Source organism: Roseateles sp. SL47, assembly GCF_026625885.1.
Classification (GTDB): domain Bacteria; phylum Pseudomonadota; class Gammaproteobacteria; order Burkholderiales; family Burkholderiaceae_C; genus Roseateles.
Genome location: NZ_CP113068.1, coordinates 1,045,581 through 1,070,096, shown reverse-complemented (window position 1 = coordinate 1,070,096; position 24,516 = coordinate 1,045,581). Strand labels below are relative to the sequence as shown.

Below are 24,516 nucleotides of genomic sequence, written 5' to 3'. Positions count from 1 at the left end.
GTCGCCATGATTCGTTTGACCCCCCGTTTTGCACCCATCGCCCTCGCTTTCGCCCTGGCGGCGGCTGGCGTGCAAGCCGCCGCGCCGCAGATCAAGACCCAGGCTCCCGGCTACTACCGCATGATGCTCGGTGACTTCGAAATCACCGCGCTGAACGACGGGACGCTGGACCTGCCGGTGGACCAGCTGATGGACAAGGCCAAACCTGGCACGGTGGTGAAGGCCCTGGAAAAGAGCTATTTGAAGCCGCCGGTGGAAACCTCGGTCAACGGCTACCTGATCAACACCGGCACCAAGCTGGTGCTCGTTGACACCGGCGCCGCTGGCTTGTTCGGCCCCACGGCCGGCCGTCTGCTGGCCAACCTGAAGGCGGCGGGCTACCAGCCGGAGCAGGTGGATGAGATCTACATCACCCACTTGCATCCGGACCATGCCGGTGGCCTCACCCAGGATGGCAAGCCGGTGTTCCCCAACGCCGTGGTGCGCATGGACCAGCATGACGCGGACCATTGGCTCAACGCCGCCAATGCCACCAAGGAACCGGAAGGCCATCGCGGGTTCTTCCCGGGCGTGATCGCCGCCCTCAAGCCGTACCAGGACGCCGGCCGCGTCAAGCCCTTTGGTGGAGCGACCGACCTGCTGCCGGGCATCCGCGCCGTGCCCGCACCTGGCCATACGCCGGGCCACACCCTCTACATGGTGGAGAGCAAGGGGCAGCAACTGGCCCTGTGGGGCGACCTGATGCATGTGGCGGCTGTCCAGTTCCCCACGCCGTCGGTGGCCATCAACTTCGATAGCGACTCAAAGCAGGCGGTGCCGCAGCGTGAGAAGGTGTTTGCCGATGCGGCGAAGAAGGGCTACTACGTGGCTGCCGCCCACCTGTCTTTCCCCGGCATCGGACACCTGCGGGCCGAGGGCAAGGGCTACGTGTGGGTGCCGATCAACTACAGCATCAAGCCCTGACCCTTTGACGTCGCTGCTGCACCCGCCCGCCCCGGCGGCACCCTGGCCGATGCTCAGGGTCTTTCCTGCCAACGGGGGGGCGCGTGGTGTCACCGCGACGGGAGATCGTTATGCTGCACCACCGCCTGAGAGGGGCGGATATCCACCACGGAAGGGAGCAGCATGAGACTTTTTTTGACCACCAAGGCGTCTGCACTGGTGCTGATGGCGGCTGTGGCTGCCTGTGGCGCGGCGCGCGCGGATGAGCCGGCCCCCACCCTGAGCCCAGGGCTGTATGGTCAGTTCGTGGTGGGCGCTGCCCACGGTGGCAACCCCAACTACGACAATAGCAGCACCTTGTCGGTGGGATGGGCGCTGGGCTACCGTTTCACCCCGAACCTGGGGGCGGAAGTCTTTCTTCGCGGGTTGAATTTCGACCTCAACCTGTTTGCGCCGGATCGTGAGTACGCCTATCCGGACCGCCACGCAGGCGTGGCCCTGACGGGCTCGCTGCCCATCAGCAGCCTGTTCAACGTGACCGGACGGGTTGGCGTTGGCCAGACCACGCTGAAGCGCGACAACGGCCCCAGTTCCAGCCGTACCAATGTGTCGGCCGGTGTCGGCCTGGCGCTTCAACTGGGCAGCCACATGGCACTGACCACCGGGTATGAACGCTACACCGGGGTCCATGTGGACGTGTGGAATCTGGGGTGGGAGTTGCGGTACTGACTCCACGCTGACCCACCGCCAGGCGCTCCCGCGCTCGGCGGAGTCGGAAGCAAGGAATCAAGCGTCCATCTGCTTCTGGAACACAAGCCCCGCATGTTCCCGCAGGGCGTGGAACTTGATCTTGGGCCAGTTCTCCTGCATGGCCCGAAGCTCGCCGGCATATTCCAGCAGCACGGTCGGCGCGTTCACCGCGTCCCACGCCACCCGGTGGGCGTTGTGGTCGATGAAGCGGCGCAGTTCCTTCTCGCCACCGTCGGCCTCGTCGCAGGTCACCCAGCGCGCCACGTTGTAGCGCGCCGCTGTGATGCGGGCCTTGACGTTGTATTCGTGCTCCAGGCGGTGCGCCACCACTTCAAACTGCAGTTGGCCCACCGCGCCCAGCAGCAGCACACTGCCCGCCTCCGGACGGAACACCTGGATCGCGCCTTCTTCCCCCAACTGGCGCAGGCCCTCACGCAGTTGCTTGGTCTTGAGCGGATCCGCCACTTCCACCGACCGGAACATTTCCGGCGCAAAGAAGGGCAGGCCGGTGTATTGCAGCGCTTCGCCCTCGGTGATGGTGTCGCCCAGCTGCAGCACGCCGTGGTTGGGAATGCCGATGATGTCGCCGGCAAACGCTTCGTCCAGCAGCTCGCGCCGCTGGCTCAGGAAGCTCACCACCGTGTTGGGCCGCAGCTCCTTGCCGGACCGCACCACCTTCAGCCGCATGCCGCGCTCGAAATGGCCGGACGCCACCCGCAGGAAGGCAATGCGGTCCCGGTGCGCCGGGTCCATGTTGGCCTGGATCTTGAACACCACACCCGTGAACTTGGGCTCTTCCGGCTGCACCACACGCTGCATGGCCGCACGTTCCGCCGGGGCCGGCGCCAGCTCCACCAGCGCGTCCAGCACTTCCTGCACGCCGAAGTTGTTGACGGCCGAGCCGAAGAACATCGGCGTCTGGCGGCCATCGAGGAATTCGTCCAGCTTGAACGTGGGCGCCGCCTCGTTCACCAGTTCGATTTCACCCTGGGCGTTCTCATATTGCATGCCAAAGCGCTCGGCATAGGCCGGATTGTCCAGGCCATCCAGCACCTCTTCGGTGCCTGCCACCCGGTCCTCACCCGGCGCAAACACCCGCATGCGCTTCTGGCGCAGGTCCATCACACCGTGGAAATGCTTGCCCATGCCCACCGGCCAGGTGAAAGGCACCACCGTCATGCCCAATTCCCGCTCGATTTCGTCCATCAGCGCCAGGGGCTCCTGAACCTCCCGGTCCATCTTGTTGACGAAGGTCAGGATCGGCGTGTTGCGTGCCCGGCAGACCTGCAGCAGGCGACGGGTCTGCGGTTCCACACCGTTGGCGGCATCGATCACCATCAGGGCCGCATCCACCGCCGTCAGCACGCGGTAGGTGTCTTCGGAAAAGTCCTGGTGGCCGGGGGTGTCGAGCAGGTTGATGACGCAGTCGCGGTATTCCATCTGCATCACCGAGGACGCCACGGAAATGCCCCGCTGCTTTTCGATTTCCATCCAGTCGGAAGTGGCATGGCGGGAGGCCTTGCGGGCCTTCACCGAGCCGGCGATCTGGATGGCGCCCGAGAACAGCAGCAGCTTCTCGGTGAGGGTGGTTTTACCCGCGTCAGGGTGGGAAATGATGGCGAAGGTGCGACGACGGCGCACTTCGGACTGGATTCGGCTGGGTTGGTCGGTGGACATGGCGCGAATGAGAACTCGCACCTAGGGCCGGGAGTGTCCCGGTCAGGCGCGCTGGACAGGCCATCAATGGCCGAAGGGGTGCCGAAGCGGCGAACCCGCGATTATCGACGATGGCCGCAGGTCAAGGCGGACTGGTGGGCGGACTGGGGGGCGGACTGGTGGGCGGCCCCGAAGCTGTGAGCGTTGCCATGAAGGGTCGAACCTGTGCCAGCAGGCTGTCGATGTACTCGGTTTTCTGCCCCACCGGGGCGGCATGCCCCAGGACGTCCCGGGCGGTCGGTTCCCCCGCACGGTTCCAGATCATCCAGGCCATCAGATACAGCGACGCCAGCCCGCCACCGGCGGTCGCCACCGGTCCGCGGGCATAAAACGGCTCGCTGAGCACCCGCACTCCGGCTTCCACCAGCCACGGCCGGGCGGCCCCGTCGGTGCAGGCCGGGACCTCCCCCAGCAGGCCAAGCCGGGCCAGCAGCAATGCGCCGGCGCCGTGGGCGGCAAACCGCTGGCGGGTGGGGTCCAGCTGGAGACGGTCCAGCAGGGCAGAGTTTTCGGCAATGGCACGGGTGTAAAGACCGGAGCCAAACCACACCGCATCCGCTTCATTGGCCCATTCCAGCGGGCGTTGCAACTGGACGTTGACGCCATTCATGGACGTCACCATGCCGCCCGGGCCGCACAGTTCGGCGGACCAGCCCATCGGCTTGAGACGGTTCAGCAGGCCGAGCGGCACGAAGCAGTCAAGCTCATTGAACCCATCGAAGGAGAGGATGGCGATATGCATGGCGTCTGCGGCAAATGTAGCGCTGCCCGGCTCCGGGCCCAAGCAAAACCAGCAAAACCCAGCCAGAAATCCCGCCAAAAAACCAGCCGAGCCGCCGGCTCAACCGTCCGCTCAGCCCCTCGCCCAACTGCCCGCCAAAGCCCTTGCCATGGGTCGCTCGCCCCCAGCGCCCGCAGCGCGGTCAGTCCCGACCCGCCAGCGCCCGATAGGTATGGCGAGCCATCATCAGCTCCTCATCGGTGGGGATCACCCAAGCCTCGCAGCGGCTGCTGCTGGCGCTGATCCGACGCTCGCCCTGGGGGCCAGACGAGGCGAGACGATTGGCCGCGTCATCCGGCACCAGGCCCAGCCAGGCGCAGCGCTCCATGACACGTTGCCGGATCAGCGGCGCATGCTCGCCGATGCCAGCGGTAAACACCAATCCGTCCAAGCCGCCCAGGTCGGCGGCCAGCGCGCCGATTTCCCGGGCAATGCGGTGAACGAATACGTCGATGGCCAGTTGCGCCTTCGGGGCCTCGCTGGCAAGCAGGGTTCGCATGTCGCTGGAGACGCCAGACAGCCCCAGCAATCCCGACTGCTGATACAGCAGCCGCTCCAGCGCCCGGGTGCCCATGCCGCGCTCGTCCATCAGATACAGCAGCACCCCGGGATCCACCGAGCCGCTGCGGGTCCCCATCGGAAGACCTTCAACGGCGGTGAACCCCATGCTGCTGGCGACGCTGCGCCCCGCCCGCAACGCGCAGGCGCTGACGCCATTGCCCAGATGCAGGGCCACCACCCGCCCGTCGGCCAGGGCGGGCGACACGTGGGGCAGCCGCGAGGCGATGTATTCATAGCTGAGGCCATGAAAGCCATATCGCCGTACGCCAGCGTCATACAGCTCGTAGGGGAGCGCGTAGGTCTGTGCCACCACCGACTGTGACTGGTGGAAGGCGGTGTCGAAGCAGGCCACCTGCGGCAGGCCGGGCAAGCCCTCCAGCGCCCGACGGATCGGAGCCAGGTTGTGCGGCTGATGCAGCGGGGCCAGGGGCACCAGCGCCTCCAGTTGTTCCAGCAGGGCGGGTGTGACCACCACCGGCTGGTGGAATCCCGTGCCCCCATGCACCACCCGGTGGCCGATGCCCAGCATCTCGATCTGCGGGTACTCGTGCTGGATGAACGCCGCCAGATGGTCGATGGCCCGTTCATGGGTGATTGGCTCCCTCGGCCAGTCCCGCGTGCCTGCCGGGCTGCGGTCGGCATGGCGGGCCTCGAAGTGCGGTGTGGTGCCCGGCCCACCCAGGCCTTCCACCTGCGCATGCAGCTCCAGTCGCAAGGGCGGCGTGCCCGCCGGCGCCCCACCCGCATGCAGCGAGAACATCGACAGCTTCACACTGGACGACCCCGCATTCACCACCGCAATGAATTCACCTTCCAGTCTTGGATCCATGTCTTCCTTCTTGCGCTTGCTCATCTGCTGGAGCTGCGCCCACCTGTAGGATGCCTGGGTCCAGCCAGGGAGTCGATCCATGTTGTCCGCGCACCCCCACTACGACCGCCTGATTGATGCGGTTCGTCAATGTCCGCCCCTGCGGGTGGCGGTGGTGCACCCCTGCAGCGATGTGGCGATCCACGCGGCTGTGGAAGCCGCCGCGCTGGGCCTGATGCAGCCGGTGCTGGTCGGGCCGGCGGCCAAGGTGGCCGAAGCGGCAGCCCAGGCCGGGGTGGACATCTCCCCCTTTGAACAGCATGACGTGCCCCACAGCCATGCCGCCGCCGACCTGGCGGTTCAGCTGGCGCTGCGTGGGCAGGTGGATGCGCTGATGAAGGGCAGCCTGCACACCGATGAGCTGATGGGCGCGGTGGTGCGCCGCGAAGGCGGCCTGCGCACAGCCCGGCGCATCAGCCACTGTTTCGTGATGGATGTGCCCGGTCATCCGCAGCCGCTGATCATCTCGGATGCGGCCATCAACATCGTGCCCACCCTGGAAGAGAAGGTCGACATCGTCCAGAACGCCATCGATCTGGCCCATGCGCTGCGCCTGCCGGAGGTGCGGGTGGCGCTGCTGTCGTCGATGGAGACGGTCAACCCCAAGGTCCCGTCCACCCTGGAGGCAGCGGCGCTGTGCAAGATGGCGGACCGCGGCCAGATTACCGGTGCGGTGCTGGACGGGCCGCTGGCCATGGACAACGCCATCGATGCCGAGGCGGCCCGCATCAAGGGCATCGTGTCCCCGGTGGCGGGGCGGGCCAATGTGCTGATCGTGCCGGACCTGGACGCCGGCAACATGCTGGCCAAAAGCCTGAGCTTCCTGGCCAAGGCCTATGCGGCCGGTGTGGTGCTGGGCGCCAAGGTGCCCATCATCCTCACCAGCCGGGCCGATTCGCAGGCCGCCCGGCTGGCGTCCTGCGCACTGGCCACGATGCTGGTGCAGGCGCGCCGCTCCGGGCGCATCAAGGCCGTGGCTTGATCAGCGGTTGATCAACGGCTGATCAACAGAAGATCAGCAGAGGATCAACGATCTTCCAACAGGCTGCGCAGCATCCAGGCGGTCTGCTCATGCACCGTCAGGCGCTGGGTCAGCAGGTCGGCGCTGGGCTCGTCACTGGCCTTGTCCAGCAGCGGGAATAGCGAGCGGGCGGTGCGGGCGGCGCCTTCATGGCCTTCCACCAGGATGCGCACCATGTCCAGCGCCTTCGGCGGGGTGCTGGGGGCATCCGGCAGCGAGCTGAGCGCGGCGAACTGGGCGTAGGAGCCCGGGGCCGCATGGCCCAGCGAACGGATGCGCTCGGCAATCGGGTCCACCGCATTCCACAGCTCGGTGTATTGGGTCATGAACATCGCATGCAGCGAATTGAACATCGGCCCGGTCACGTTCCAGTGGAAATTATGGGTGGTCAGGTACAGCGTGTAGGTGTCCGCCAGCAGCTTGGACAGGCCCTGGGCGATCGCGGCGCGGTCCTTGTCGCTGATGCCGATGTTGATGGAGGGCTGGCCCTTGGACCCCTTGGTGGAGGTGGGGGCCACGGGGGTGACGGGTGCGACGGGGGACTTCTTGGCCATCTGCGGACTCCTGGAGTGTCGGTAAAGCGATGAGGCAATGAAATAGATGGGCGCTGGCGGCGCCCTTGCAATAGCGCAAGCCTAACTGATTCGGGTGTCAGTGGCATGGGGGAGGTCAGTGGACGCGCCAAGCAGAAAGGGCCAGGCGTTGCCTGGCCCCGCCTGCGCAAGGGATGGAACCGGATGGCGCTCAGGCAGTGCCGTGGCGCATCCAGTCCACCAAGGTCTGGGCATTGAGTGCGGCCCCCGCGGCGACGAGGACCAGTCCCAGCAGTCGTTGGCCTGTTCTGAGCGTCATGGTGTGTTCTCCTGTTGTGAGGGGGGCCACAAGTGCCCCGTGAGGATGTCCGAAGGCTGTCGCCTCAGGCCGTGAACTCGATGTCCAGCTCGCGCAGGGCGGTGCGCACCACGCGGCCGTAGTCGGGATCTGCCTTGTCGAAGTGGCCCAGCTGGCGGTCGATGATGAACGCCGGCACGCCCTTCATCGACGCGGCAATATTGCGTCCCAGTCGTTCCTGCTGGTCCGCACCGAGGATGCGGAACAACGCGCCGGGCTGGCTGTAGTCGTCATTGCCGTCCCGATGGTTGTAGCGGTCGGCGTCGCCTTGCAGACGCAGCGGCGGTTCGGCCACGGACGGGTCCTGCGTGGCGCCGCCAAAGCTGTTGGGCTCGTAGTAGGCGTTGGCATTGCCGGTCGGCGTGCGGAAGAACTTCATCGAGCCGTCCTTGTGATAGTGATGCACCGGGCACTTGGGCGCATTCACCGGCAGGGCTTCGTAATGGGTGCCCAGGCGGTAACGGTGGGCGTCGGCATAGCTGAAGATGCGAGCCTGCAGCACGCGGTCCGGGCTGAAACCGATGCCCGGCACGATGTTGCTGGGCGAGAATGCGGCCTGCTCGATCTCTTCGAAGTAGTTGTCCGCGTTGCGGTTGAGCTCCAGTACGCCCACTTCAATCAGCGGGTAGTCCTGATGCGGCCACACCTTGGTCAGGTCGAAGGGGTTGTAGGGCGTCTTGTCGGCGTCCAGCTCCGGCATCACCTGCACGAACATCGTCCAGCGCGGATAGTCGCCCTGGTCGATCGAGCCAAACAGGTCTTCCTGATAGCTTTCGCGGGTCTCGCCGATCACCTTGGCGGCATCGGCATTGCTCATGGTGCGGTGGCCTTGCCGCGTCTTGAAGTGGAACTTCACCCAGAAGCGCTCACCGTTGTTGTTCCAGAAGCTGTAGGTGTGGGAGCCGTACCCGTTCATGAAACGCGGGCTCACCGGGATGCCGCGGTCGCTCATCAGGATGGTGACCTGATGCAGGCTTTCCGGCGACAGGCTCCAGAAGTCCCAGGCGGCGGTGGCCGACCGCAGATGGCTCACCGGATGGCGCTTCTGGGTGCGGATGAAGTCCGGGAACTTCAGCGGGTCGCGGATGAAGAACACCGGCGTGTTGTTGCCCACCAGGTCCCAGTTGCCTTCTTCGGTATAGAACTTCAGCGCAAAACCGCGCACGTCCCGCTCCGCGTCCGCCGCACCCAGTTCGCCGGCCACGGTGGAGAAACGGGCCAGCATCGGGGTGCTCTTGCCCACTTCGCCAAACAGCTTGGCGCGGGTGAAACGGCTGATGTCGTGGGTGACGGTCAGCGTGCCGAAGGCGCCCCAGCCCTTGGCATGCACCACGCGCTCAGGAATGCGCTCGCGGTTTTGATGGGCCAGCTTTTCGATCAGCTGGTAATCCTGCATCAGCACCGGGCCACGGGGGCCGGCGGTGAGGGAATTCTGGTTGTCGGCAATGGGGGCACCAGCCGTGGTCGTCATGACCGGGCACTGGGCGGGGTGGGCAGGTTTCGCACTCATGGGATCAACTCCTCGGGGGAACATTCAAAACCGGGCCAGGCCCGGGGCGGCGCTGGCGCTTGGTCTTTGTCGTTTCGCGACGTGGAGGAGACTGTAAAAACCGCCAGCCAATAGATCAACGCAAATAGCTTAAGCGCGGCGATAGAAAAAAACGATTCCCCAAACGGAATAGCGGGTGGGTGCCGAATGGAGGGCCCAAGGGGCGGTACTTCGGGGGATGCCGGCAGCCGCGCTGATCCGCAGTCCCCGCTGCCAGCGCACCGGTGAGCCTGGTGGAAGTGCTGCCGGGGCTGCCGTGCGGCCGTGCCGCTGAACCGACGGGCCGCCTCAGGACAGCAGCGTCACCCGGTCCAGCTTGCAGGCGTAGACCGCATTGCGCAGGGCCGCCACCGCTTCATAGCGGGTGAAGGTCCGGCGCCAGGCCAGCACCACCCGACGGGTGGGTGCGGGGGCTTCGAAGGGGATGTAGCGCAGATGGTCCGGCACCTGGGCCGGCACGCTCAAGGCGGGCACCACGGTGACGCCCATGCCGGAGGCCACCATGTGCTTGATGGTCTCCAGCGAACTGCCTTCGAAGCTCTTGCGGATGCCTTCGGCGTCGGTCGAAAACCGGGCGAACTCCGGACACACTTCCAGCACGTGGTCCCGGAAGCAGTGACCGTTGCCCAGCAGCAACATGGTTTCGGCCTTCAGCTCCTCGGCCGAGATCCGCTCCCGCTTGGCCAGCGCATGGCTGGCGGGCACCGCCACCACAAACGGCTCGTCGTAGAGCGGGGCGACCGCCAGGCCGGCATCGGGGAAGGGCTCGGCCATGATGGCGCAGTCCAGTTCCCCGGTGCGCAGCATGTCCAGCAGCTTGGTGGTGAAGTTTTCCTGCAGCATCAGGGGCATCCGCGGATACAGCTCAATGCAGTGCTTCACCAGCTCCGGCAGCAGGTAGGGTCCGATGGTGTAGATGATGCCCAGGCGCAGCGGGCCGTCCAGCGGGTCCTTCCCGCGCTTGGCAATGTCCTTGATGGCACTCGCCTGTTCGATCACCGACTGGGCCTGGCGGACGATGTCTTCGCCCAGCGGCGTCATGGTGACTTCGTTGGCACCACGTTCGAAGATCTTGACGTCCAGCTCCTCCTCCAGCTTCTTGATCGCCACCGACAAGGTGGGCTGGGAGACGAAGCAGGCCTCGGCGGCGCGGCCGAAGTGGCGTTCGCGGGCCACGGCAACGATGTAGCGCAGTTCGGTCAGGGTCATGGCGCCATTGTCCTCAGAAAGCAGGCATCCTGGCAGCGCCCGGTACACTGCCGCCCCACCCGTGGGACATCACCAGGGGAGACGCATGACGACTGACAGAAAACCCATGACCCTTCAGCGGCTGCTGGATATGCATGCCGCCGGCGAGAAAATCGCCATGCTTACCTGCTATGACGCAGCCTTCGCCCATCTGCTGGACACGGCCGGTGTGGACGCGCTGCTGATCGGCGATTCGCTGGGCAATGTGCTGCAGGGGCAGGAGACCACCGTGCCGGTGCGCCTGGAAGAAATGGTCTATCACACCCGCTGTGTGGCCCGCGCGCGGCGCCATGCCTGGATCGTGGCCGACCTGCCGTTTGGCACCTATCACACCTCGCCCCAGGACGCCTGGCACAACGCCATGCAGCTGGCCCAGGCCGGCGCCCATATGGTGAAGCTGGAAGGCGGGGGCTGGACCAACGAGACGGTGCGCTTTCTCACCGAACGCGGCATTCCGGTCTGCGCCCACCTGGGGCTGACGCCGCAGACGGTGACCGCTCTGAGCGGCTTCAAGGTGCAGGGCCGCGACGAGCAGGGGGCTGCCCAGCTCAAGGCGCATGCCCGCGAACTGGTCGATGCCGGTGCACAAATGCTGGTGCTGGAGATGGTGCCGGCCGCGCTGGCCGCCGAGCTCACCCGGAGCCTGGGCATTCCGGTGATCGGGATCGGCGCCGGGGCGGATTGCTCCGGCCAGGTGCTGGTGCTGCACGACATGCTGGATGTGACCCCGGGCCGCCGTCCGCGCTTCGTCCGCAACTTCATGCAGGGCTCAGCGTCCATCCAGGAGGCTGTGGGCCGTTATGTGGCCGATGTGAAGTCCGGCGCCTTCCCGGCCCCTGAACACACCTATTGAGCATCATGCAGATCCATCACAACATCGCCGGCCTGCGCGCCGCCCTCCAGGGGGACGCACCGGTGGCTTTTGTGCCCACCATGGGCAATCTGCATGACGGCCATCTGGCCCTGGTCACCCAGGCGCGCGAAGCGGTGGGCCCGACCGGGCGCATCGTCGCGTCGGTCTTTGTCAACCGGCTGCAGTTCGCGCCGCATGAAGACTTCGACCGCTATCCGCGCACCCTGCAGCGTGATGCGGAGCTGCTGGCCGGTGTCGGCTGCGACCTGGTGTTTGCGCCGGATGAGGCGACGATGTACCCCGAGCCGCAAGGCTACAAGGTGCATCCGCCGGTCGAGCTGGCGGACATCCTGGAAGGGCACTTCCGTCCCGGCTTCTTCATCGGTGTCTGCACCGTGGTGGCCAAGCTGTTCAACATCGTGCAGCCGGATGTGGCGGTCTTTGGCAAGAAGGACTATCAGCAGCTGATGGTGATCCGCCGGATGGTGGATCAGATGGCCTTGCCCATCCGCATCCTGGCCGGTGAAACCCGTCGCAGCGACACCGGCCTCGCCCTGTCCAGCCGCAACGGCTATCTCAGCGACGCTGAAAAACAGCGTGCCCTGCTGCTGTCCCAGACCCTGCGCGGCCTGATCCAGGCGTGGCAGGGCGGGGCGCGTGACATCGAGCGCCTGGAAGCCGCTGCGATGTTGACCCTGCGCGACGCCGGCTGGCTGCCGGACTACATGACGTTGCGCCGCCAGCACGACCTGGGCACCCCGCGTGACGGGGAACCGCTGGTGGCCCTGGGCGCGGCCAAGCTGGGCCAGACGCGCTTGATCGACAACCTGGAAGCCTGATGGCGGCCCACCGTCTCTCACCGGACTGGCCGGTGGGGACGGGCCTGGACCGGCAAGGCCCAGGCCTCGGCGGTCATGCCTTGAAGGTCAGGCCTTGAGGTATTCCGTCTTGTGCCCCAGCCAGCGCTCCACCTGGCGCTCGGCCGCCTGCGGATATTGATCCAGCAGGCGCGGCGCCAGGGACCGGGCAGCGCTGAGCAACGGCGCATCCTCCTGCAGGTCTGCAAACCGAAGCAGCTGCGCGCCGCTTTGGCGGGCGCCCATGAATTCGCCGGGACCGCGGATGTCCAGATCGCGGCGCGCGATCTCGAAGCCATCCGTGGTCTCCGCCATCGCCCGCAGCCGGGACTTGCCGGTGTCCGACAGCGGCCCGGTGTAGAGCAACACACAGACGCTGGCCACCGACCCCCGGCCCACCCGACCCCGCAGCTGGTGCAGCTGCGAGAGGCCGAAGCGCTCGGCATGCTCGATCACCATCAGGCTGGCGTTGGGCACGTCCACACCCACTTCAATCACGGTGGTGGCCACCAGCACACTCATCTCGCCACTGCTGAAGAGGGACATCACCGCCGCCTTTTCCGCCGGGGGCATGCGCCCGTGCAGCAGGCCGACCCTGCGGCCGGGCAGGGCGGCACTCAGTTCCTCATGGGTCTCGGTGGCGTTTTTCAGGTCCAGAGCCTCGGATTCCTCGATCAGCGGGCAGACCCAATAGACCTGCCGGCCGTCCTGCACGGCACTGGCAATCTTCTCGATCACATCGTCTCGCCGCCCGTCGGCGAACACGCGGGTCACGATGGGGCTGCGCCCCGGAGGCAGCTCGTCGATGGTGGAAACGGCCAGGTCCGCAAAGTAGGTCATGGCCAGCGTGCGGGGAATGGGCGTGGCGCTCATCATCAGCAGATGCGGCTCCATGGGCACCGCGCCGGGGGACTCGTCCACGAGGCTGTCCGCCAGCTTCTTGCGCAAGGCCAGCCGCTGGGCGACACCGAAGCGATGCTGCTCATCGATGATCGCCAGCCCCAGGCGGGAAAACTTCACCTTGTCCTCGATCACCGCATGCGTGCCCACCACCAGGCGGGCCTCGCCCGAAGCAGCCGCATCCAGCATCTTCTGGCGGGCCTTGCCCTTGACGCTGCCGGTGATCCAGGCCACCTGAACCCCCAGCGGTTCCAGCCAACCGATCAGCTTGCGGAAATGCTGCTCGGCCAGGATTTCAGTCGGCGCCATCAGCGCGCACTGCCAGCCGGCATCCATGGCCACGGCTGCGGCAAGGGCCGCCACCACCGTCTTGCCGGAGCCCACATCGCCCTGCAGCAGGCGGTGCATCGGCTGGGGCAATGCCAGGTCGGCGGCGATCTCTTCGGTCACGCGTTGCTGCGCGCCGGTGAGGGCAAAGGGCAGGGCGCCCAGCAGCCGCTCATGCAGGCCGCCTTTGGCGCCGCGCAGCACCGGGGCGCGCAGATGGGCTCGCTCCCGCTGCGCGCGCTGCTGACTGAGCTGCTGGGCCAGCAGCTCTTCAAACTTCAATCGCTGCCAGGCGGGATGGGTGTGGTCTTCCAGTGTCGAGTGGCCGGCCGACGGGGGCGGATGGTGCAGGAAATTCAGCGTCTCGCGCAGGCTGGGCAGGCCTGCAGGCAGCAGCGCAGCAGGCAGCACCTCCTCCAGCGGCGCCCGCTTGAGGGCCGATGCAATCGCCTTGCGCAGATAGGCCTGCGGCAACTGGGCGCTGGTGGGATAGACCGGCGTCAGCGAGGTGGCCAGCGGGGTGTCGCCGTCCACCTTGCGAAAGTTGGGATGCACCATCTCGCGGCCGAAAAACCCCACCCGGATCTCGCCCCGGGCGCGCACCCGGGCGCCGACGGCCAGGGTCTTCTGATGGGCCGGGTAGAAGTGCAGGAAGCGCAGTTGCACCTGCCCACCGTGGTCGTCGCGCAGCTTCACCAGCAACTGCCGCCGGCCGCGAATCTCGATGCGGCTTTCGATCACCTCGCCTTCGCACTGGATGGTGTCGCCATCACGCGCGGCTTCCAGCGGCGTGAGCCGGGTTTCGTCCTCATAACGCAGCGGCAGGTGCAGGGCCAGGTCGATGTCCCGGGTCAGGCCCATCCGTTCCATGGCCTTTTGCGGTGCGGACTTGGGCGGCGCACCCGTGGCCGTCGCGCCCGTGGAGGAGCCGCCGCTGGAGGAAGCGGCCGCCCCCGCCGTTCCTTTCCTGGCGGCGGCCTTGCGCGCTGGTTTGGACGCAGGCGGGGTCGCAGGTGGGGGGGCGGACGGCACGGGCGGGACCTCGGACATGGGTCGGAATTCTGCCTCCGTTCCGGGTGGGAGAATTCAGACCTTCCTCATTCTGATCGGCACGGGTCTGTCCGGCCCTCGTTTCCCATGTCCCGACTCTTTTCCGTGAGCGACTTCGACTTCGCTCTGCCTGACGAACTGATCGCCCAGCATCCCGCCGCTGAACGCAGTGCCTCCCGCCTGCTGGACGGCCGCGCGGTGGAACCGGTGGACCGTGTGTTCCGTGAACTGCCCGAGCTGCTGGATCCCAAAGACCTGCTGGTGTTCAACAACACCCGGGTGATCAAGGCGCGGCTGTATGGCGCCAAGGCCAGCGGCGGGGCCGTGGAGGCCCTGGTGGAGCGGGTGCTGCCCGGCACACAGGAGGTCTGGGCGCACATGCGGGCCAGCAAGAGTCCCAAGCCGGGGGCGATGGTGCGCTTTGCCGATGCATTTGATGCCGAGGTGCTGGGCCGCTGCGGGCCGGACAACGGCCTGTTCCATCTGCGCTTGTCCGGAGAGCCGTTTGACCTGCTGGAGCGGCACGGCCATGTGCCGCTGCCGCCCTACATCGCCCACGACGATTCGGCCGATGACGTCCGGCGCTACCAGACCGTCTTTGCCCGCGAGCCGGGTGCGGTGGCGGCGCCGACGGCGGCGCTGCATTTCGATGAAGCGCTGCTGGAACGCCTGGCGGCCCGTGGTGTGCAGACCGCGCATGTCACCCTGCATGTCGGCGCCGGCACCTTCCAGCCGGTACGGGTGGAAACGCTGGCCGAGCACAAGATGCACAGCGAGTGGTTCCAGGTGCCGGAAGAGACCGTGGCCGCCATCGAGCGCTGCCGTGCAGCCGGTGGGCGGGTGACGGCCGTGGGCACCACCACCTTGCGCGCATTGGAATCGGCGGCGCTGGGGGGGGCGTTGCAGGCCGGGGCCCGCGAGACGGACATCTTCATCACCCCGGGCTTCCAGTTTCAGGTGGTGGACCGGCTGATCACCAACTTCCATCTGCCCAAGAGCACCTTGATGATGCTGGTGTCGGCCCTGGCGGGGTATGAGCACATCATGGCGCTGTACCGGCATGCCATCGAGCAGCGGTACCGCTTTTTCAGCTATGGGGATGCGATGTTGCTGGATCGGCGCGCCTGAGCGGCGCAACGGGGCCACCCATCTCCGACCGAACGGGCCGCCCTGCGCGTTGATCGTGGGCAGGCCGCGCCGGTGGCGGTCGCAGGCGTCTTGCATGCTCGCTTCCCGGGCGGAAGCGGCGGACCTTGCCGCCGAAGGCGGGTGACGTTGGGCTGGCGTGGACCAGCCCCCCGCGCGGCATGCCGACGCCTATCCCCCGCATCGTGAGGGGCTGCACCTGTTGTGTGCGAACGCCAACCTATTGGTGCGATGGTCGCCCGAATTGAGGGGGCCGCTACGGTCGTTACCCCAGCGTTACCAAAGAACAGACCTGACCCCCACGGCCACGGGGGGCAATAAGTCACGCATTTTGGAACAATGGACTGCAGAACAACGGGCCAGGCGCTTGCCAGGTTTCGCACATCCATCCATTCGGGAACTTCATGAAGCTGCTTGCACTTACCCCCTTCGCGCTGGCCGCCACCCTGATGGGCGGTGTGGCGATGGCCGACACGATTGAAGGCCTGGTCAATACCGGCAGCGGCTTGAGCTCTGGCGCGACGGACAAGAACTACGCCTACACCGTGTCGGGCGGCGACTATTCCGGTCAGACCGGTTATGGGGTGGTGAGCAGCGGCTCGACCGATCCGTTCCCGCACTGGATTGCCAACACCGAATCGTCGTCCTGGCTGATTCTGGGGGGTGACCAGCAGACCAACTACAGCTCCAGCTCGGACAGTGTCGTCACCTGGTCGCTCAGTTTTGACCTGACCGGCTACGACATCTCCAGCGCTTCCATCACCGGTCGCTGGGCGTCGGACAACAGCGGTGTGCTGCTGCTCAATGGCCAGGCCATCTCGACGATTGAAGGCAATGGCTACACCGGCTGGACCGACTTCAGCAGCATCACCAGCTACTTCACCACCGGCGTGAACACGCTGAGCTTTGTGGTGACGGACGATGCGAACTCGGTCTACAACTACACCGGTGTGCGCGTGGAATTTGCCAGCGCCGTGGCCAACGCGCTGCCCAGCACGACGCCGCTGACCAGCCCTGTGCCGGAACCGCAGACCTATGCGCTGATGATCGCCGGCATCGCGGCCCTGGGCTTCCTGGCTCGTCGCCGGAGCTGATCTCACCACTGGCGTGTAGTTGCCAACAAAAAGGCCGCTGAAACGATTCAGCGGCCTTTTTTGCGGGGTGGGCCGCCCTGCGGCCCACGACCCGAGGTGCCCTTATTCCTTCGGCGGCATCAGCAGCCCGATGCTGCCGGCGCTTTGTCCGCCCAGCAGGCCGGTGTTGCTGTAGACCTGCAGCTTGGACCGCGTATCCGCGATGTCCAGGTTGCGCATCGTCAGCTGGCCGATCCGGTCGGCCGGGGTGAAGGCGGCGTCTTCCACCTTCTCCATCGACAGACGCTCCGGCGCATACGTCAGGTTGGCACTCACCGTGTCCAGCAGCGTGTAATCGTTGCCCCGGCGCAGTTCCAGGGTCACTTCACCCGTGATGGCGCTTGCCACCCAGCGCTGGGCGGTTTCGCGCAGCATCAGGCATTGCGGGTCGAACCAGCGGCCCTGATACAGCAGCCGGCCCAGCTTCATGCCGTTCATCCGGTACTGCTCAATGGTGTCCTCGTTATGGATGCCGGTCACCAGACGCTCGTACACGATGTGCAGCAGCGCCATCCCCGGCGCCTCGTAGATGCCGCGGCTCTTGGCCTCAATGATGCGGTTCTCGATCTGGTCGCACATGCCCAGCCCGTGGCGGCCGCCGATCTTGTTGGCTTCCATGAACAGATCCACCAGGTTGGTGTAGATCTGCCCGTTGATGGCCACCGGAACGCCTTCCTCGAAGCGCACCGACACCGTCTCCGGCTTGATCACGACGTCTTCCTTCCAGAAGGCCACGCCCATGATCGGGTTGACGATGTTCATGCCCTTGTTCAGGAACTCCAGGTCCTTCGCCTCATGCGTCGCACCCAGCATGTTGGAGTCGGTCGAATAGGCCTTCTCCACGCTCATCTTGTAGTCGAAGCCATTGGCGATGAGGTATTCGCTCATCTCCTTGCGGCCGCCCAACTCGTCGATGAAGGTCTGGTCCAGCCAGGGCTTGTAGATCTTGAGCGACGGGTTGGCCAGCAGGCCGTAGCGGTAGAAGCGCTCGATGTCGTTACCCTTGAAGGTCGAGCCGTCGCCCCAGATGTTCACGCCGTCTTCACGCATGGCGGCCACCAGCGCCGTGCCGGTCACGGCCCGGCCCAGCGGCGTGGTGTTGAAGTAGGTGGCGCCGCCGCTCTTGATGTGGAAGGCACCACACTGGATGGCGGCAATGCCTTCGGCCACCAGCTGTGCGCGGCAGTCCACCAGCCGGGCGATCTCCGCCCCGTAGGCCTTGGCCTTGCGGGGAATGTCTTCGTAGTCGCTTTCGTCCGGCTGGCCCAGGTTGGCGGTGTACGCGCAGGGGATGGCACCCTTGCCGCGCATCCAGTGGACCGCGGCGCTGGTGTCCAGGCCGCCGGAGAAGGCGATGCCGACGCGCTCGCCGGCGGGAATCTTTTGGAGGATGGTTGCGGCCACGGGGACGTCTCGCGCAGTTAAGGGGGAAAAGATGCCGCCCCAACCGACCGGAACCGAAAGGGCTCCGGCGATGAGGCAATCGCCAATTCTAGGCCGCCAGGCTCCCGGCTCAGTTGCCGGATTCGCCGGGGCTGCCTTCGTCGGGCGTCAACCAACCGATCCGGCCCTGGCCGGCCTCGTTGAGCCGGTGCATGAAATCGGCCGCGACCACGTCCGGCAGGCGCAAGGTGACGTCCACCAGCGCGCCATGCACCACCTCGCCCAGCACCGCCCCAAAGCGTTCCGCTTCCCGGCGCAACAGGCCTTCCTGGGCGTAGGGCAGGGTGCAGCGCAGCCGGCGCAGGCGCACCATTGGCACCTTGTCGGCGGTCAGCAGGGCCTGGGCCACGGCGTCCGTGTAGGCCCGCACCAGGCCGCCAGCGCCCAGCTTGACGCCGCCAAAGTAGCGCACCACCGTGGCCAGGACGCCTTCCAGGTCCTGATGGCGCAGCACTTCCAGCATCGGCCGGCCGGCGGTGCCGCCCGGCTCCCCGTCGTCATTGGCCGCCGACTGCCCGCCGGCCATCAGCGCCCAGCAGACATGGGCCGCCCCGGGATGCGCGGCCCGCAGTTGCTCCACCCGGGCCAGCGCGGCCGGCCGATCGGGTACCGCCTCGACGCAGGCGATGAATCGGCTTTTCTTGATGATCAGTTCTGCGTGGACCGGCGCGGCGAGACTCGAGGGCATGGCGGGATTATTGCGGCTGGTTCGGCGGCCCGAACCGTGAAGTGGCCGGGCCTGCGACAATCCGCGCCATGTTGAAGTTCGAATTGCTCAAGACCGAAGGTCGGGCCCGTCGTGGCCGGATGACGCTCAACCATGGCGTGGTGCAGACGCCCATCTTCATGCCGGTGGGCACTTACGGCACGGTCAAGGGGGTCATGCCGCGCTCGCTGGAAGAGATGGGCGCACAGATCATTCTGGGCAATACCTTCCATCTGTGGATGCGTCCTGGCCTGGACATCATGAAGCAGTTCGGCGGCTTGCACCGCTTTGAAAGCTGGAACAAGCCGATCCTCACCGACAGCGGCGGCTTCCAGGTCTGGTCCCTGGGCGAGATGCGAAAGATCAGCGAAGAGGGGGTGAAGTTCGCCTCTCCGGTGAACGGGGACAAGCTCTTCCTCACCCCCGAGATCTCGATGCAGATCCAGACCGTGCTCAACAGCGACATCGTCATGCAGTTTGACGAATGCACGCCCTATGAGACCAAGGGCCACATCACCACGGAAAAGGAAGCACGGCTGTCCATGGAGATGAGCCTGCGCTGGGCCAAACGCTGCCAGGACGAATTCGCCCGGCTGGACAACCCCAATGCGCTGTTCGGGATTGTGCAGGGCGGCATGTTCGAGCACCTGCGGGACGAATCGCTGCAGGGGCTGAAGGATCTGGATCTGCCGGGTTACGCCATCGGCGGGCTGTCGGTGGGAGAGCCCAAAGCTGACATGCTGCGCGTGCTGGATCACATCGCCCACCAACTGCCAGACCAGAAGCCGCGTTACCTGATGGGCGTCGGCACACCGGAAGACCTGGTGGAAGGTGTTCGCCAGGGTGTGGACATGTTCGATTGCGTCATGCCCACCCGCAATGCCCGCAACGGCCACCTCTTCACCCGCTTTGGCGACCTGCGGCTGCGCAATGCCCGCTACAAGTCGGATGAGCGGCCGGTGGACGAGACCTGCAGCTGCTACTGCTGCCAGAACTTCAGCCGCGCTTATTTGCATCACCTGGACCGTTGCGGCGAAATGCTGGGCCCGATGCTCACCAGCGTGCACAACCTGCATTACTACCTCAACCTGATGAAGGAAGTGAGGGAGTCGCTGGATGCCGGGGACTTCGAAGGCTTCCGTCAGCGCTTTCAGGCGGACCGGGCGCGCGGGGTCTGACGTTTCGTCGTCGGAATCGTGGCGAACCGCCGTCAACCGTCGTCAACCCTCTGATTGGGCCATTCAAAAAGGGAGCGCCAAGGCGCTCCCTTTTTTGCATCCCGCTCCCGCACGCCGTGCGGATTGGCGGGCTGTCTGGCGGGCCGATTGCCGGACCGACGGACGGATTGCCCGGCTGATTGCCGGACTTATTGCTGGATGAAGGCCAACAGGTCCGCATTCAGGCGGTCCTTGTGGGTATCGGTCAGGCCGTGTGGGGCGCCTTCATACACCTTCAGCTGCGCACCCTTGATCAGGCGGGCGGAAGCGCGGCCGGAGATGTCCAGCGGCACGATCTGGTCGTCGTCGCCATGGATCACCAGCGTGGGTTTGTCCAACTTCTTCAGGTCGGCGGTGAAGTCGGTTTCCGAGAACGCCTTGATCGAGTCATAGGTGTTCTTGTGGCCGCCCAGCATGCCTTGCTGCCACCAGTTGTCGATCAGGCCCTGGGACACCTTGGCGCCCGGCCGGTTGAAGCCGTAGAACGGGCCGGAGGCGATGTCCTTGTAGAGCTGGGCGCGATTGGCCAGTTGGCCGGCCCGCAGGCCGTCAAAGACTTCCTTGGGTACGCCACCCGGGTTCTGTTCCGACTTCACCATGATCGGCGGAACCGCCGACACCAGCACGGCCTTGGCCACTCGCGAGGTGCCATGGCGGCCGATGTAGCGCGCCACTTCACCGCCCCCGGTGGAGAAGCCCACCAGCACCGCGTTCTTCAGGTTCAACGTCTCGATGACGGTGGCCAGGTCGTCGGCATAGTGGTCCATGTCGTTGCCTTCCCAGGGCTGGCTGGAACGGCCGTGACCCCGGCGGTCATGGGCGATCACGCGGTAGCCGTGGTCGGCCAGGAAGATCATCTGCGATTCCCAGCTGTCCGAATCGAGCGGCCAGCCGTGGCTGAAGACGATGGGCTGACCGTTGCGGGGACCCCAGTCCTTGTAATAGAGCTGAACGCCGTCCTTCGTGGTGATGTAGCTGCCCGAGGGCTGGGCGGCGGACACGCGGGCCGCAGCAGGCTTGGCGGCATCAGCGGCCAGGGCCGGTGTCGCGATGGCGCTGGCGGCGGCAATGGCCAGTGTGGAGATGGCCAGCAGTTGACGACGCGAGGAACGAGCGAGGGTCGAGAGTGTGGACATGAGTGGCTCCTTGGTGGTGGGTGAGAAAGGGCAGGGTGGGTGAACGACCAATGAAAAGAACAGCTTGTTGGAAGTGGTTTGATTAGCTTGCTAGTACTTCGTGTGCGAGGTATTTGGCGTGTGGCATGGGGGCAAAAATCGTTCAGTCAATGGGGATGGGATCGGATGGGATGGGTCAGTTCCGGTCGTGCCGGGCTCAGCCGGCGTGACGCGCCATCCGGCCACGCAGGGCCAGCAACCGGTCCCGCAGGTCGATGATCTCGGCCATGTCGGTGTCCGCCGCCTCCGCAATACATTGCGGCACATGCGAGGCACGCTGCTGCAAACCGCGCCCTTCATCGGTCAAGGTGATCAGCACCTGCCGCTCATCCTGCGCCGAACGCGTACGGATGAGCAGGCCGGCCGCTTCCAGCCGCTTGAGCAGGGGGGTGAGGGTGGGCGAATCCAGGAACACACGCTCACTGATCTCGCCGACCGTCAGGCCATCTCGCTCCCACAGCACCAGCAGCACCAGGTACTGCGGGTAGGTGATGCCCAGCTCTTTCAGAAGATCGCGGTAGATCTTGTTCAGCCCCAGCATCGTCGAATAGACGGCGAAGCAGAGCTGCTGGTCGATATCCAGAGCCACACACGCCGACGCATCAGCGGTGCCGCCAGTGGGCTTCGCAGGGGTGGGAGTGTTGTTGTGTGCCATGGACGAGAATTTAACTCGCACGCGAACTAATTGCAAGCAAAATAAGTGACGAGCACGAAGCTTGAGCCAAAAGTTCGTAAATTTCGAACCAGTTCCGCCTCAGCATCAGTTTGCACATGCTGGTTTGAGGGGAGATGATCGCTGCCATGCTCAAGCTGTTGCTATCGCCGCTGCGATGGACCCTTCGATTTGTCCTGGCGCTGGTCATCCTCTTCGAAGAATGGGGATGGGAGCCGTTGCAGCGGGTGATGGCCCGCCTCGGGCGCTTGCCGGTCATCAGGCATCTGGAAGCTGCGGTCCGCCGCCTCCCGCCCTATCTGGCCCTGCTGGTGCTGCTGGTGCCCAGCCTGTTCCTGCTGCCGGTGAAGTTGCTGGCGCTGTGGTTGATCGGCCAAGGCCATGCAGCGATGGGGCTGGGGGTGATCCTTTCGGCGAAGCTGGTGGGCACGGCGGTGGTGGCCCATTTGTTTGCATTGACCCAGCCGGCACTCCTGCGTCTGGACTGGTTCCGGCGCCTGTATGCGCGATGGGTGGAATGGAAGGCGGGCCTGCTGGCCTGGGTGCGCAGCAGCGGCGTGTGGCGCACGGCCCGCGCCCTGAAGCTGCGCCTGCGGCGTTTGAGCCGGGTGTGGCGCCGCAGCGAAGCGCGACGCGCGCAGTGAGGTGGCCCACAAAGGCCAGTGACCAAGGTCAATGGGATAAGCGACCTGGATCCACCAGCACCCCCGTTGTGGAACTGGTGAAGCAAATGGCCAATGCATCTGCAGATGCGGGGCGGGCCGCTACCCACGTGCAGTCGACGTATGTGTCTGGCCCCCCACCGGCGCTGCGCCAATCAGCCCCTGAACCTTCGCCCGAAGCTCTTCGATGCTCACCTCTGGGGGCAGCGCCGCCCCCACCTGAACATCCAGCCGACGCCCCGGACGCAGGCTGACCAGGCGGCCACCAACGCTCTTGCCATTTCGCGCAAAGGCCGTCTCCCACAAGCCACTGAGGCCCACAGGGATGACCGGCACGGGATTGGCATCCAGCATGCGACGAATGCCAGGCTTGAACTCGGCCAACTGACCATCGCGCGTGAGCGCACCCTCAGGAAAGACACACACCAACTCGCCATTGCGCAACGCAGTGTCGATCGCCGCGAGTGCTTTCTCCAAGGTTGCGGGCTCCTTCTTCGCCGATGCAATGGGAATGGCGTTGACCTGCCGGAACAACCACGACAACACCGGCACCCGGAAAATGCTGGCGTCCATCACGAAACGAATGGGCCGCGGGCACAGTGCGCTGAGCACCAGCGCATCAACGTATGAAACGTGATTGGGGGTGATCAGCGCGGGGCCTTCCTCCGGCAGGTGCTCCTGGCCCGTGGCGCGGAGTCGGTAAATGGCGTGAACCACGAACCAGCTCAGGAAGCGCCACAAGAATTCCGGCACGGTCCGGTAGATGTAGATCGCGACCAAGGCATTCAATCCAGCACAGACCAGAATGAGCCCCGTCACGGAGAGGCCATACGCCAGCAGACCTGCGGACATGCCAGCAGCGATGACCATTGCCACCGCGTTCAGGATGTTGTTGGCGCTGATGATGCGAGACTGACGTTCCGGGGCCGTGCGCAACTGGACAAAGGCATACAGCGGCACGATGAAGATGCCGCCAAACAGACCCAGCAGCGCCACGTCAGCCAGCACACGAACGCTGCCGCTCATCGCCAGGAACTGTGACCAGGCCAAGGGCGCGGACGAGGACTGGACGGTGGCGGCGAAGGCATCACAAGCCCATGCCAGGTCTGCCGTGAACAGTGACAGGCCGATAGAGCCGATGGGGACCAGCCCGATTTCCACCCGATGTCCGGACAGGCGCTCGCACAACAGGGAGCCCGCCGCGATGCCGATGGAGAAGGTTGCCAGCAGGACCGTCACCACCGTGGTGTCGCCGTGCAGCACATCTTTCCCCAGCGCCGGGATCTGAGACAGCACCACCGCGCCAACGAACCAGAACCAGGAGATCGCCAGAAGGCTGTTCCAAACGCCTTCACCTTCGCGCTTCCCCATTTTCACCGTGGCAACGGTTTCGGACACCACGCTGAAGTGCAGCTTCAGGTCGGGTGCCGCCTCACCGGTGGCCGGAATGAACAGACTGGAGATCAGCCCCAAGGTCGCGAACCCGAGGAGTGCCAGGGACAGCCAGAGGGGATGGGTCGTCACGGCAGCCAGCACGCCCGCCACGAGCGTGCCCAGGAGGATGCTGAGGAAAGTGCCCATTTCCAGCAGGCCATTGCCGCCGGTCAGCTCGTCTTTCATCAACACCCTGGGCAGCAGCGAATACTTGACCGGGCCGAAGAAGGCCGAGTGACAGCCCATGGTGAAGATCGACGCCAGCAGCACCGGCAGACTCTTCATGTAAAAGCCCGCACTGGCGACGACCATGATGGCCACTTCGGCAGCCTTGATCGCCCGGATGACCCGGGCCTTGTCAAAGCGGTCCGCCAGTTGACCCGCGTAGGCAGAAAACAGCACGAAGGGCAGGATGAAGAGACCTGCCGCCAGGTTGGCCACCAAACCGGCCGACAGGGTCGTGTACTCGGTCGCATGGAAGGTGACCAACAGGATCACCAACTGCTTGAGGAACGAGTCGTTAAAGGCTCCGGCCAACTGCGTGACGAAGAAGGGCGCAAATCGGCGCTGGCCCAACAGGGCAAACTGGCTGGAATGTTGGGTTTCGCTCATA

21 protein-coding genes are annotated in these 24,516 nt (G+C 65.6%); 9 read left to right on the top strand and 12 right to left on the bottom strand.

Features of this window, described 5'->3' with window-relative positions; genetic code table 11:
* Positions 1–6: 6 nt before the first annotated feature.
* Both OU995_RS04640 and OU995_RS04635 read left to right on the top strand, forming a co-directional pair.
* The gene (locus OU995_RS04640) at positions 7–963 is read left to right on the top strand and encodes an MBL fold metallo-hydrolase (protein WP_267834319.1); all 957 of its coding nucleotides are present in this window, start codon (positions 7–9) and stop codon (positions 961–963) included.
* A gap of 162 nt (positions 964–1,125) precedes the next feature.
* Complete coding sequence (locus OU995_RS04635) at positions 1,126–1,671, top strand: outer membrane beta-barrel protein (RefSeq protein WP_267834317.1); 546 nt, start codon at positions 1,126–1,128, stop codon at positions 1,669–1,671.
* 57 nt (positions 1,672–1,728) lie between these two features.
* On the opposite strand, the gene OU995_RS04630 is transcribed toward OU995_RS04635, so the two are convergent.
* The 3 genes from OU995_RS04630 to OU995_RS04620 all read right to left on the bottom strand — a co-directional run bounded on the left by OU995_RS04630 (position 1,729) and on the right by OU995_RS04620 (position 5,603).
* Entirely contained in the window at positions 1,729–3,369 is a 1,641-nt protein-coding gene (locus OU995_RS04630; protein WP_267834316.1) for a peptide chain release factor 3, read from the bottom strand.
* Positions 3,370–3,490: 121 nt separating this feature from the next.
* Entirely contained in the window at positions 3,491–4,150 is a 660-nt protein-coding gene (locus OU995_RS04625; protein ID WP_267834315.1) for an AraC family transcriptional regulator, read from the bottom strand.
* 181 nt (positions 4,151–4,331) lie between these two features.
* Entirely contained in the window at positions 4,332–5,603 is a 1,272-nt protein-coding gene (locus OU995_RS04620) for an acetate/propionate family kinase (protein ID WP_267834313.1), read from the bottom strand.
* A 55-nt stretch (positions 5,604–5,658) separates the two neighbouring features.
* On the opposite strand from OU995_RS04620, the gene OU995_RS04615 reads away from it, so the two are divergent.
* On the top strand, positions 5,659–6,600 hold the full coding sequence (locus OU995_RS04615) for a phosphate acetyltransferase (RefSeq protein WP_267834312.1): 942 nt from the start codon (positions 5,659–5,661) through the stop codon (positions 6,598–6,600).
* 44 nt (positions 6,601–6,644) lie between these two features.
* On the opposite strand, the gene OU995_RS04610 is transcribed toward OU995_RS04615, so the two are convergent.
* The 3 genes from OU995_RS04610 to OU995_RS04600 form a co-directional block, all read right to left on the bottom strand.
* Entirely contained in the window at positions 6,645–7,193 is a 549-nt protein-coding gene (locus OU995_RS04610; protein ID WP_267834311.1) for a Dps family protein, read from the bottom strand.
* 362 nt (positions 7,194–7,555) lie between these two features.
* Complete coding sequence (locus OU995_RS04605) at positions 7,556–9,040, bottom strand: catalase (RefSeq protein ID WP_267834310.1); 1,485 nt, start codon at positions 9,038–9,040, stop codon at positions 7,556–7,558.
* Between the two features lie 327 nt (positions 9,041–9,367).
* On the bottom strand, positions 9,368–10,288 hold the full coding sequence (locus OU995_RS04600; protein ID WP_267834309.1) for a hydrogen peroxide-inducible genes activator: 921 nt from the start codon (positions 10,286–10,288) through the stop codon (positions 9,368–9,370).
* A gap of 85 nt (positions 10,289–10,373) precedes the next feature.
* Here OU995_RS04600 and panB point away from each other — a divergent pair, with 85 nt between their 5' ends.
* A complete protein-coding gene (gene panB, locus OU995_RS04595) occupies positions 10,374–11,180 on the top strand; it encodes a 3-methyl-2-oxobutanoate hydroxymethyltransferase (RefSeq protein WP_267834308.1) in 807 nt (268 codons plus the stop codon).
* Positions 11,181–11,185: 5 nt separating this feature from the next.
* Positions 11,186–12,019: a pantoate--beta-alanine ligase gene (panC, locus tag OU995_RS04590; protein ID WP_267834306.1), complete on the top strand. Its 834-nt coding sequence runs from the start codon at positions 11,186–11,188 to the stop codon at positions 12,017–12,019.
* Between the two features lie 87 nt (positions 12,020–12,106).
* On the opposite strand, the gene recG is transcribed toward panC, so the two are convergent.
* The gene (gene recG / locus OU995_RS04585) at positions 12,107–14,134 is read right to left on the bottom strand and encodes an ATP-dependent DNA helicase RecG (RefSeq protein ID WP_267836177.1); all 2,028 of its coding nucleotides are present in this window, start codon (positions 14,132–14,134) and stop codon (positions 12,107–12,109) included.
* 267 nt (positions 14,135–14,401) lie between these two features.
* Between recG and queA the strand changes: the two genes are divergently transcribed.
* Positions 14,402–15,442, top strand: a complete 1,041-nt coding sequence (gene queA, locus OU995_RS04580) for a tRNA preQ1(34) S-adenosylmethionine ribosyltransferase-isomerase QueA (RefSeq protein ID WP_267834305.1) — start codon at positions 14,402–14,404, stop codon at positions 15,440–15,442.
* 422 nt (positions 15,443–15,864) lie between these two features.
* Positions 15,865–16,554 (top strand): PEP-CTERM sorting domain-containing protein, encoded by a 690-nt coding sequence (locus OU995_RS04575; RefSeq protein WP_267834304.1) that lies wholly within the window; start codon positions 15,865–15,867, stop codon positions 16,552–16,554.
* A 102-nt stretch (positions 16,555–16,656) separates the two neighbouring features.
* On the opposite strand, the gene argG is transcribed toward OU995_RS04575, so the two are convergent.
* Both argG and OU995_RS04565 read right to left on the bottom strand, forming a co-directional pair.
* Positions 16,657–17,997: an argininosuccinate synthase gene (gene argG / locus OU995_RS04570; protein WP_267834302.1), complete on the bottom strand. Its 1,341-nt coding sequence runs from the start codon at positions 17,995–17,997 to the stop codon at positions 16,657–16,659.
* A gap of 109 nt (positions 17,998–18,106) precedes the next feature.
* Positions 18,107–18,724 carry an IMPACT family protein gene (locus tag OU995_RS04565; protein ID WP_267834301.1) on the bottom strand — a complete coding sequence of 206 codons (618 nt, stop codon included), beginning with the start codon at positions 18,722–18,724 and terminating at the stop codon, positions 18,107–18,109.
* Positions 18,725–18,792: 68 nt separating this feature from the next.
* Here OU995_RS04565 and tgt point away from each other — a divergent pair, with 68 nt between their 5' ends.
* The gene (tgt, locus tag OU995_RS04560) at positions 18,793–19,920 is read left to right on the top strand and encodes a tRNA guanosine(34) transglycosylase Tgt (protein ID WP_267834300.1); all 1,128 of its coding nucleotides are present in this window, start codon (positions 18,793–18,795) and stop codon (positions 19,918–19,920) included.
* Between the two features lie 188 nt (positions 19,921–20,108).
* Here the strand turns inward: tgt and OU995_RS04555 are convergent, their stop codons facing one another.
* Both OU995_RS04555 and OU995_RS04550 read right to left on the bottom strand, forming a co-directional pair.
* The gene (locus OU995_RS04555; RefSeq protein WP_267834298.1) at positions 20,109–21,095 is read right to left on the bottom strand and encodes an alpha/beta fold hydrolase; all 987 of its coding nucleotides are present in this window, start codon (positions 21,093–21,095) and stop codon (positions 20,109–20,111) included.
* A 196-nt stretch (positions 21,096–21,291) separates the two neighbouring features.
* Positions 21,292–21,789, bottom strand: coding sequence for a MarR family winged helix-turn-helix transcriptional regulator (locus tag OU995_RS04550; RefSeq protein WP_267834297.1), 498 nt, complete (start codon positions 21,787–21,789; stop codon positions 21,292–21,294).
* 134 nt (positions 21,790–21,923) lie between these two features.
* Between OU995_RS04550 and OU995_RS04545 the strand changes: the two genes are divergently transcribed.
* The gene (locus tag OU995_RS04545) at positions 21,924–22,451 is read left to right on the top strand and encodes a hypothetical protein (protein WP_267834296.1); all 528 of its coding nucleotides are present in this window, start codon (positions 21,924–21,926) and stop codon (positions 22,449–22,451) included.
* 120 nt (positions 22,452–22,571) lie between these two features.
* Here the strand turns inward: OU995_RS04545 and OU995_RS04540 are convergent, their stop codons facing one another.
* Positions 22,572–24,515: an MFS transporter gene (locus tag OU995_RS04540; protein ID WP_267834295.1), complete on the bottom strand. Its 1,944-nt coding sequence runs from the start codon at positions 24,513–24,515 to the stop codon at positions 22,572–22,574.
* Between the last annotated feature and the right edge of the window lies 1 nt (position 24,516).

What these genes read in the sequence shown, in the direction of transcription:
- OU995_RS04640 (WP_267834319.1), top strand. Translation starts at nt 7, where the DNA reads ATGATTCGTTTGACCCCCCGTTTTGCACCCATCGCCCTCGCTTTCGCC.
- OU995_RS04635 (WP_267834317.1), top strand. Translation starts at nt 1,126, where the DNA reads ATGAGACTTTTTTTGACCACCAAGGCGTCTGCACTGGTGCTGATGGCG.
- OU995_RS04630 (WP_267834316.1), bottom strand. Translation starts at nt 3,369, where the DNA reads ATGTCCACCGACCAACCCAGCCGAATCCAGTCCGAAGTGCGCCGTCGT.
- OU995_RS04625 (WP_267834315.1), bottom strand. Translation starts at nt 4,150, where the DNA reads ATGCATATCGCCATCCTCTCCTTCGATGGGTTCAATGAGCTTGACTGC.
- OU995_RS04620 (WP_267834313.1), bottom strand. Translation starts at nt 5,603, where the DNA reads ATGAGCAAGCGCAAGAAGGAAGACATGGATCCAAGACTGGAAGGTGAA.
- OU995_RS04615 (WP_267834312.1), top strand. Translation starts at nt 5,659, where the DNA reads ATGTTGTCCGCGCACCCCCACTACGACCGCCTGATTGATGCGGTTCGT.
- OU995_RS04610 (WP_267834311.1), bottom strand. Translation starts at nt 7,193, where the DNA reads ATGGCCAAGAAGTCCCCCGTCGCACCCGTCACCCCCGTGGCCCCCACC.
- OU995_RS04605 (WP_267834310.1), bottom strand. Translation starts at nt 9,040, where the DNA reads ATGAGTGCGAAACCTGCCCACCCCGCCCAGTGCCCGGTCATGACGACC.
- OU995_RS04600 (WP_267834309.1), bottom strand. Translation starts at nt 10,288, where the DNA reads ATGACCCTGACCGAACTGCGCTACATCGTTGCCGTGGCCCGCGAACGC.
- panB (WP_267834308.1), top strand. Translation starts at nt 10,374, where the DNA reads ATGACGACTGACAGAAAACCCATGACCCTTCAGCGGCTGCTGGATATG.
- panC (WP_267834306.1), top strand. Translation starts at nt 11,186, where the DNA reads ATGCAGATCCATCACAACATCGCCGGCCTGCGCGCCGCCCTCCAGGGG.
- recG (WP_267836177.1), bottom strand. Translation starts at nt 14,134, where the DNA reads ATGGAACGGATGGGCCTGACCCGGGACATCGACCTGGCCCTGCACCTG.
- queA (WP_267834305.1), top strand. Translation starts at nt 14,402, where the DNA reads ATGTCCCGACTCTTTTCCGTGAGCGACTTCGACTTCGCTCTGCCTGAC.
- OU995_RS04575 (WP_267834304.1), top strand. Translation starts at nt 15,865, where the DNA reads ATGAAGCTGCTTGCACTTACCCCCTTCGCGCTGGCCGCCACCCTGATG.
- OU995_RS04565 (WP_267834301.1), bottom strand. Translation starts at nt 18,724, where the DNA reads ATGCCCTCGAGTCTCGCCGCGCCGGTCCACGCAGAACTGATCATCAAG.
- tgt (WP_267834300.1), top strand. Translation starts at nt 18,793, where the DNA reads ATGTTGAAGTTCGAATTGCTCAAGACCGAAGGTCGGGCCCGTCGTGGC.
- OU995_RS04555 (WP_267834298.1), bottom strand. Translation starts at nt 21,095, where the DNA reads ATGTCCACACTCTCGACCCTCGCTCGTTCCTCGCGTCGTCAACTGCTG.
- OU995_RS04550 (WP_267834297.1), bottom strand. Translation starts at nt 21,789, where the DNA reads ATGGCACACAACAACACTCCCACCCCTGCGAAGCCCACTGGCGGCACC.
- OU995_RS04545 (WP_267834296.1), top strand. Translation starts at nt 21,924, where the DNA reads ATGATCGCTGCCATGCTCAAGCTGTTGCTATCGCCGCTGCGATGGACC.
- OU995_RS04540 (WP_267834295.1), bottom strand. Translation starts at nt 24,515, where the DNA reads ATGAGCGAAACCCAACATTCCAGCCAGTTTGCCCTGTTGGGCCAGCGC.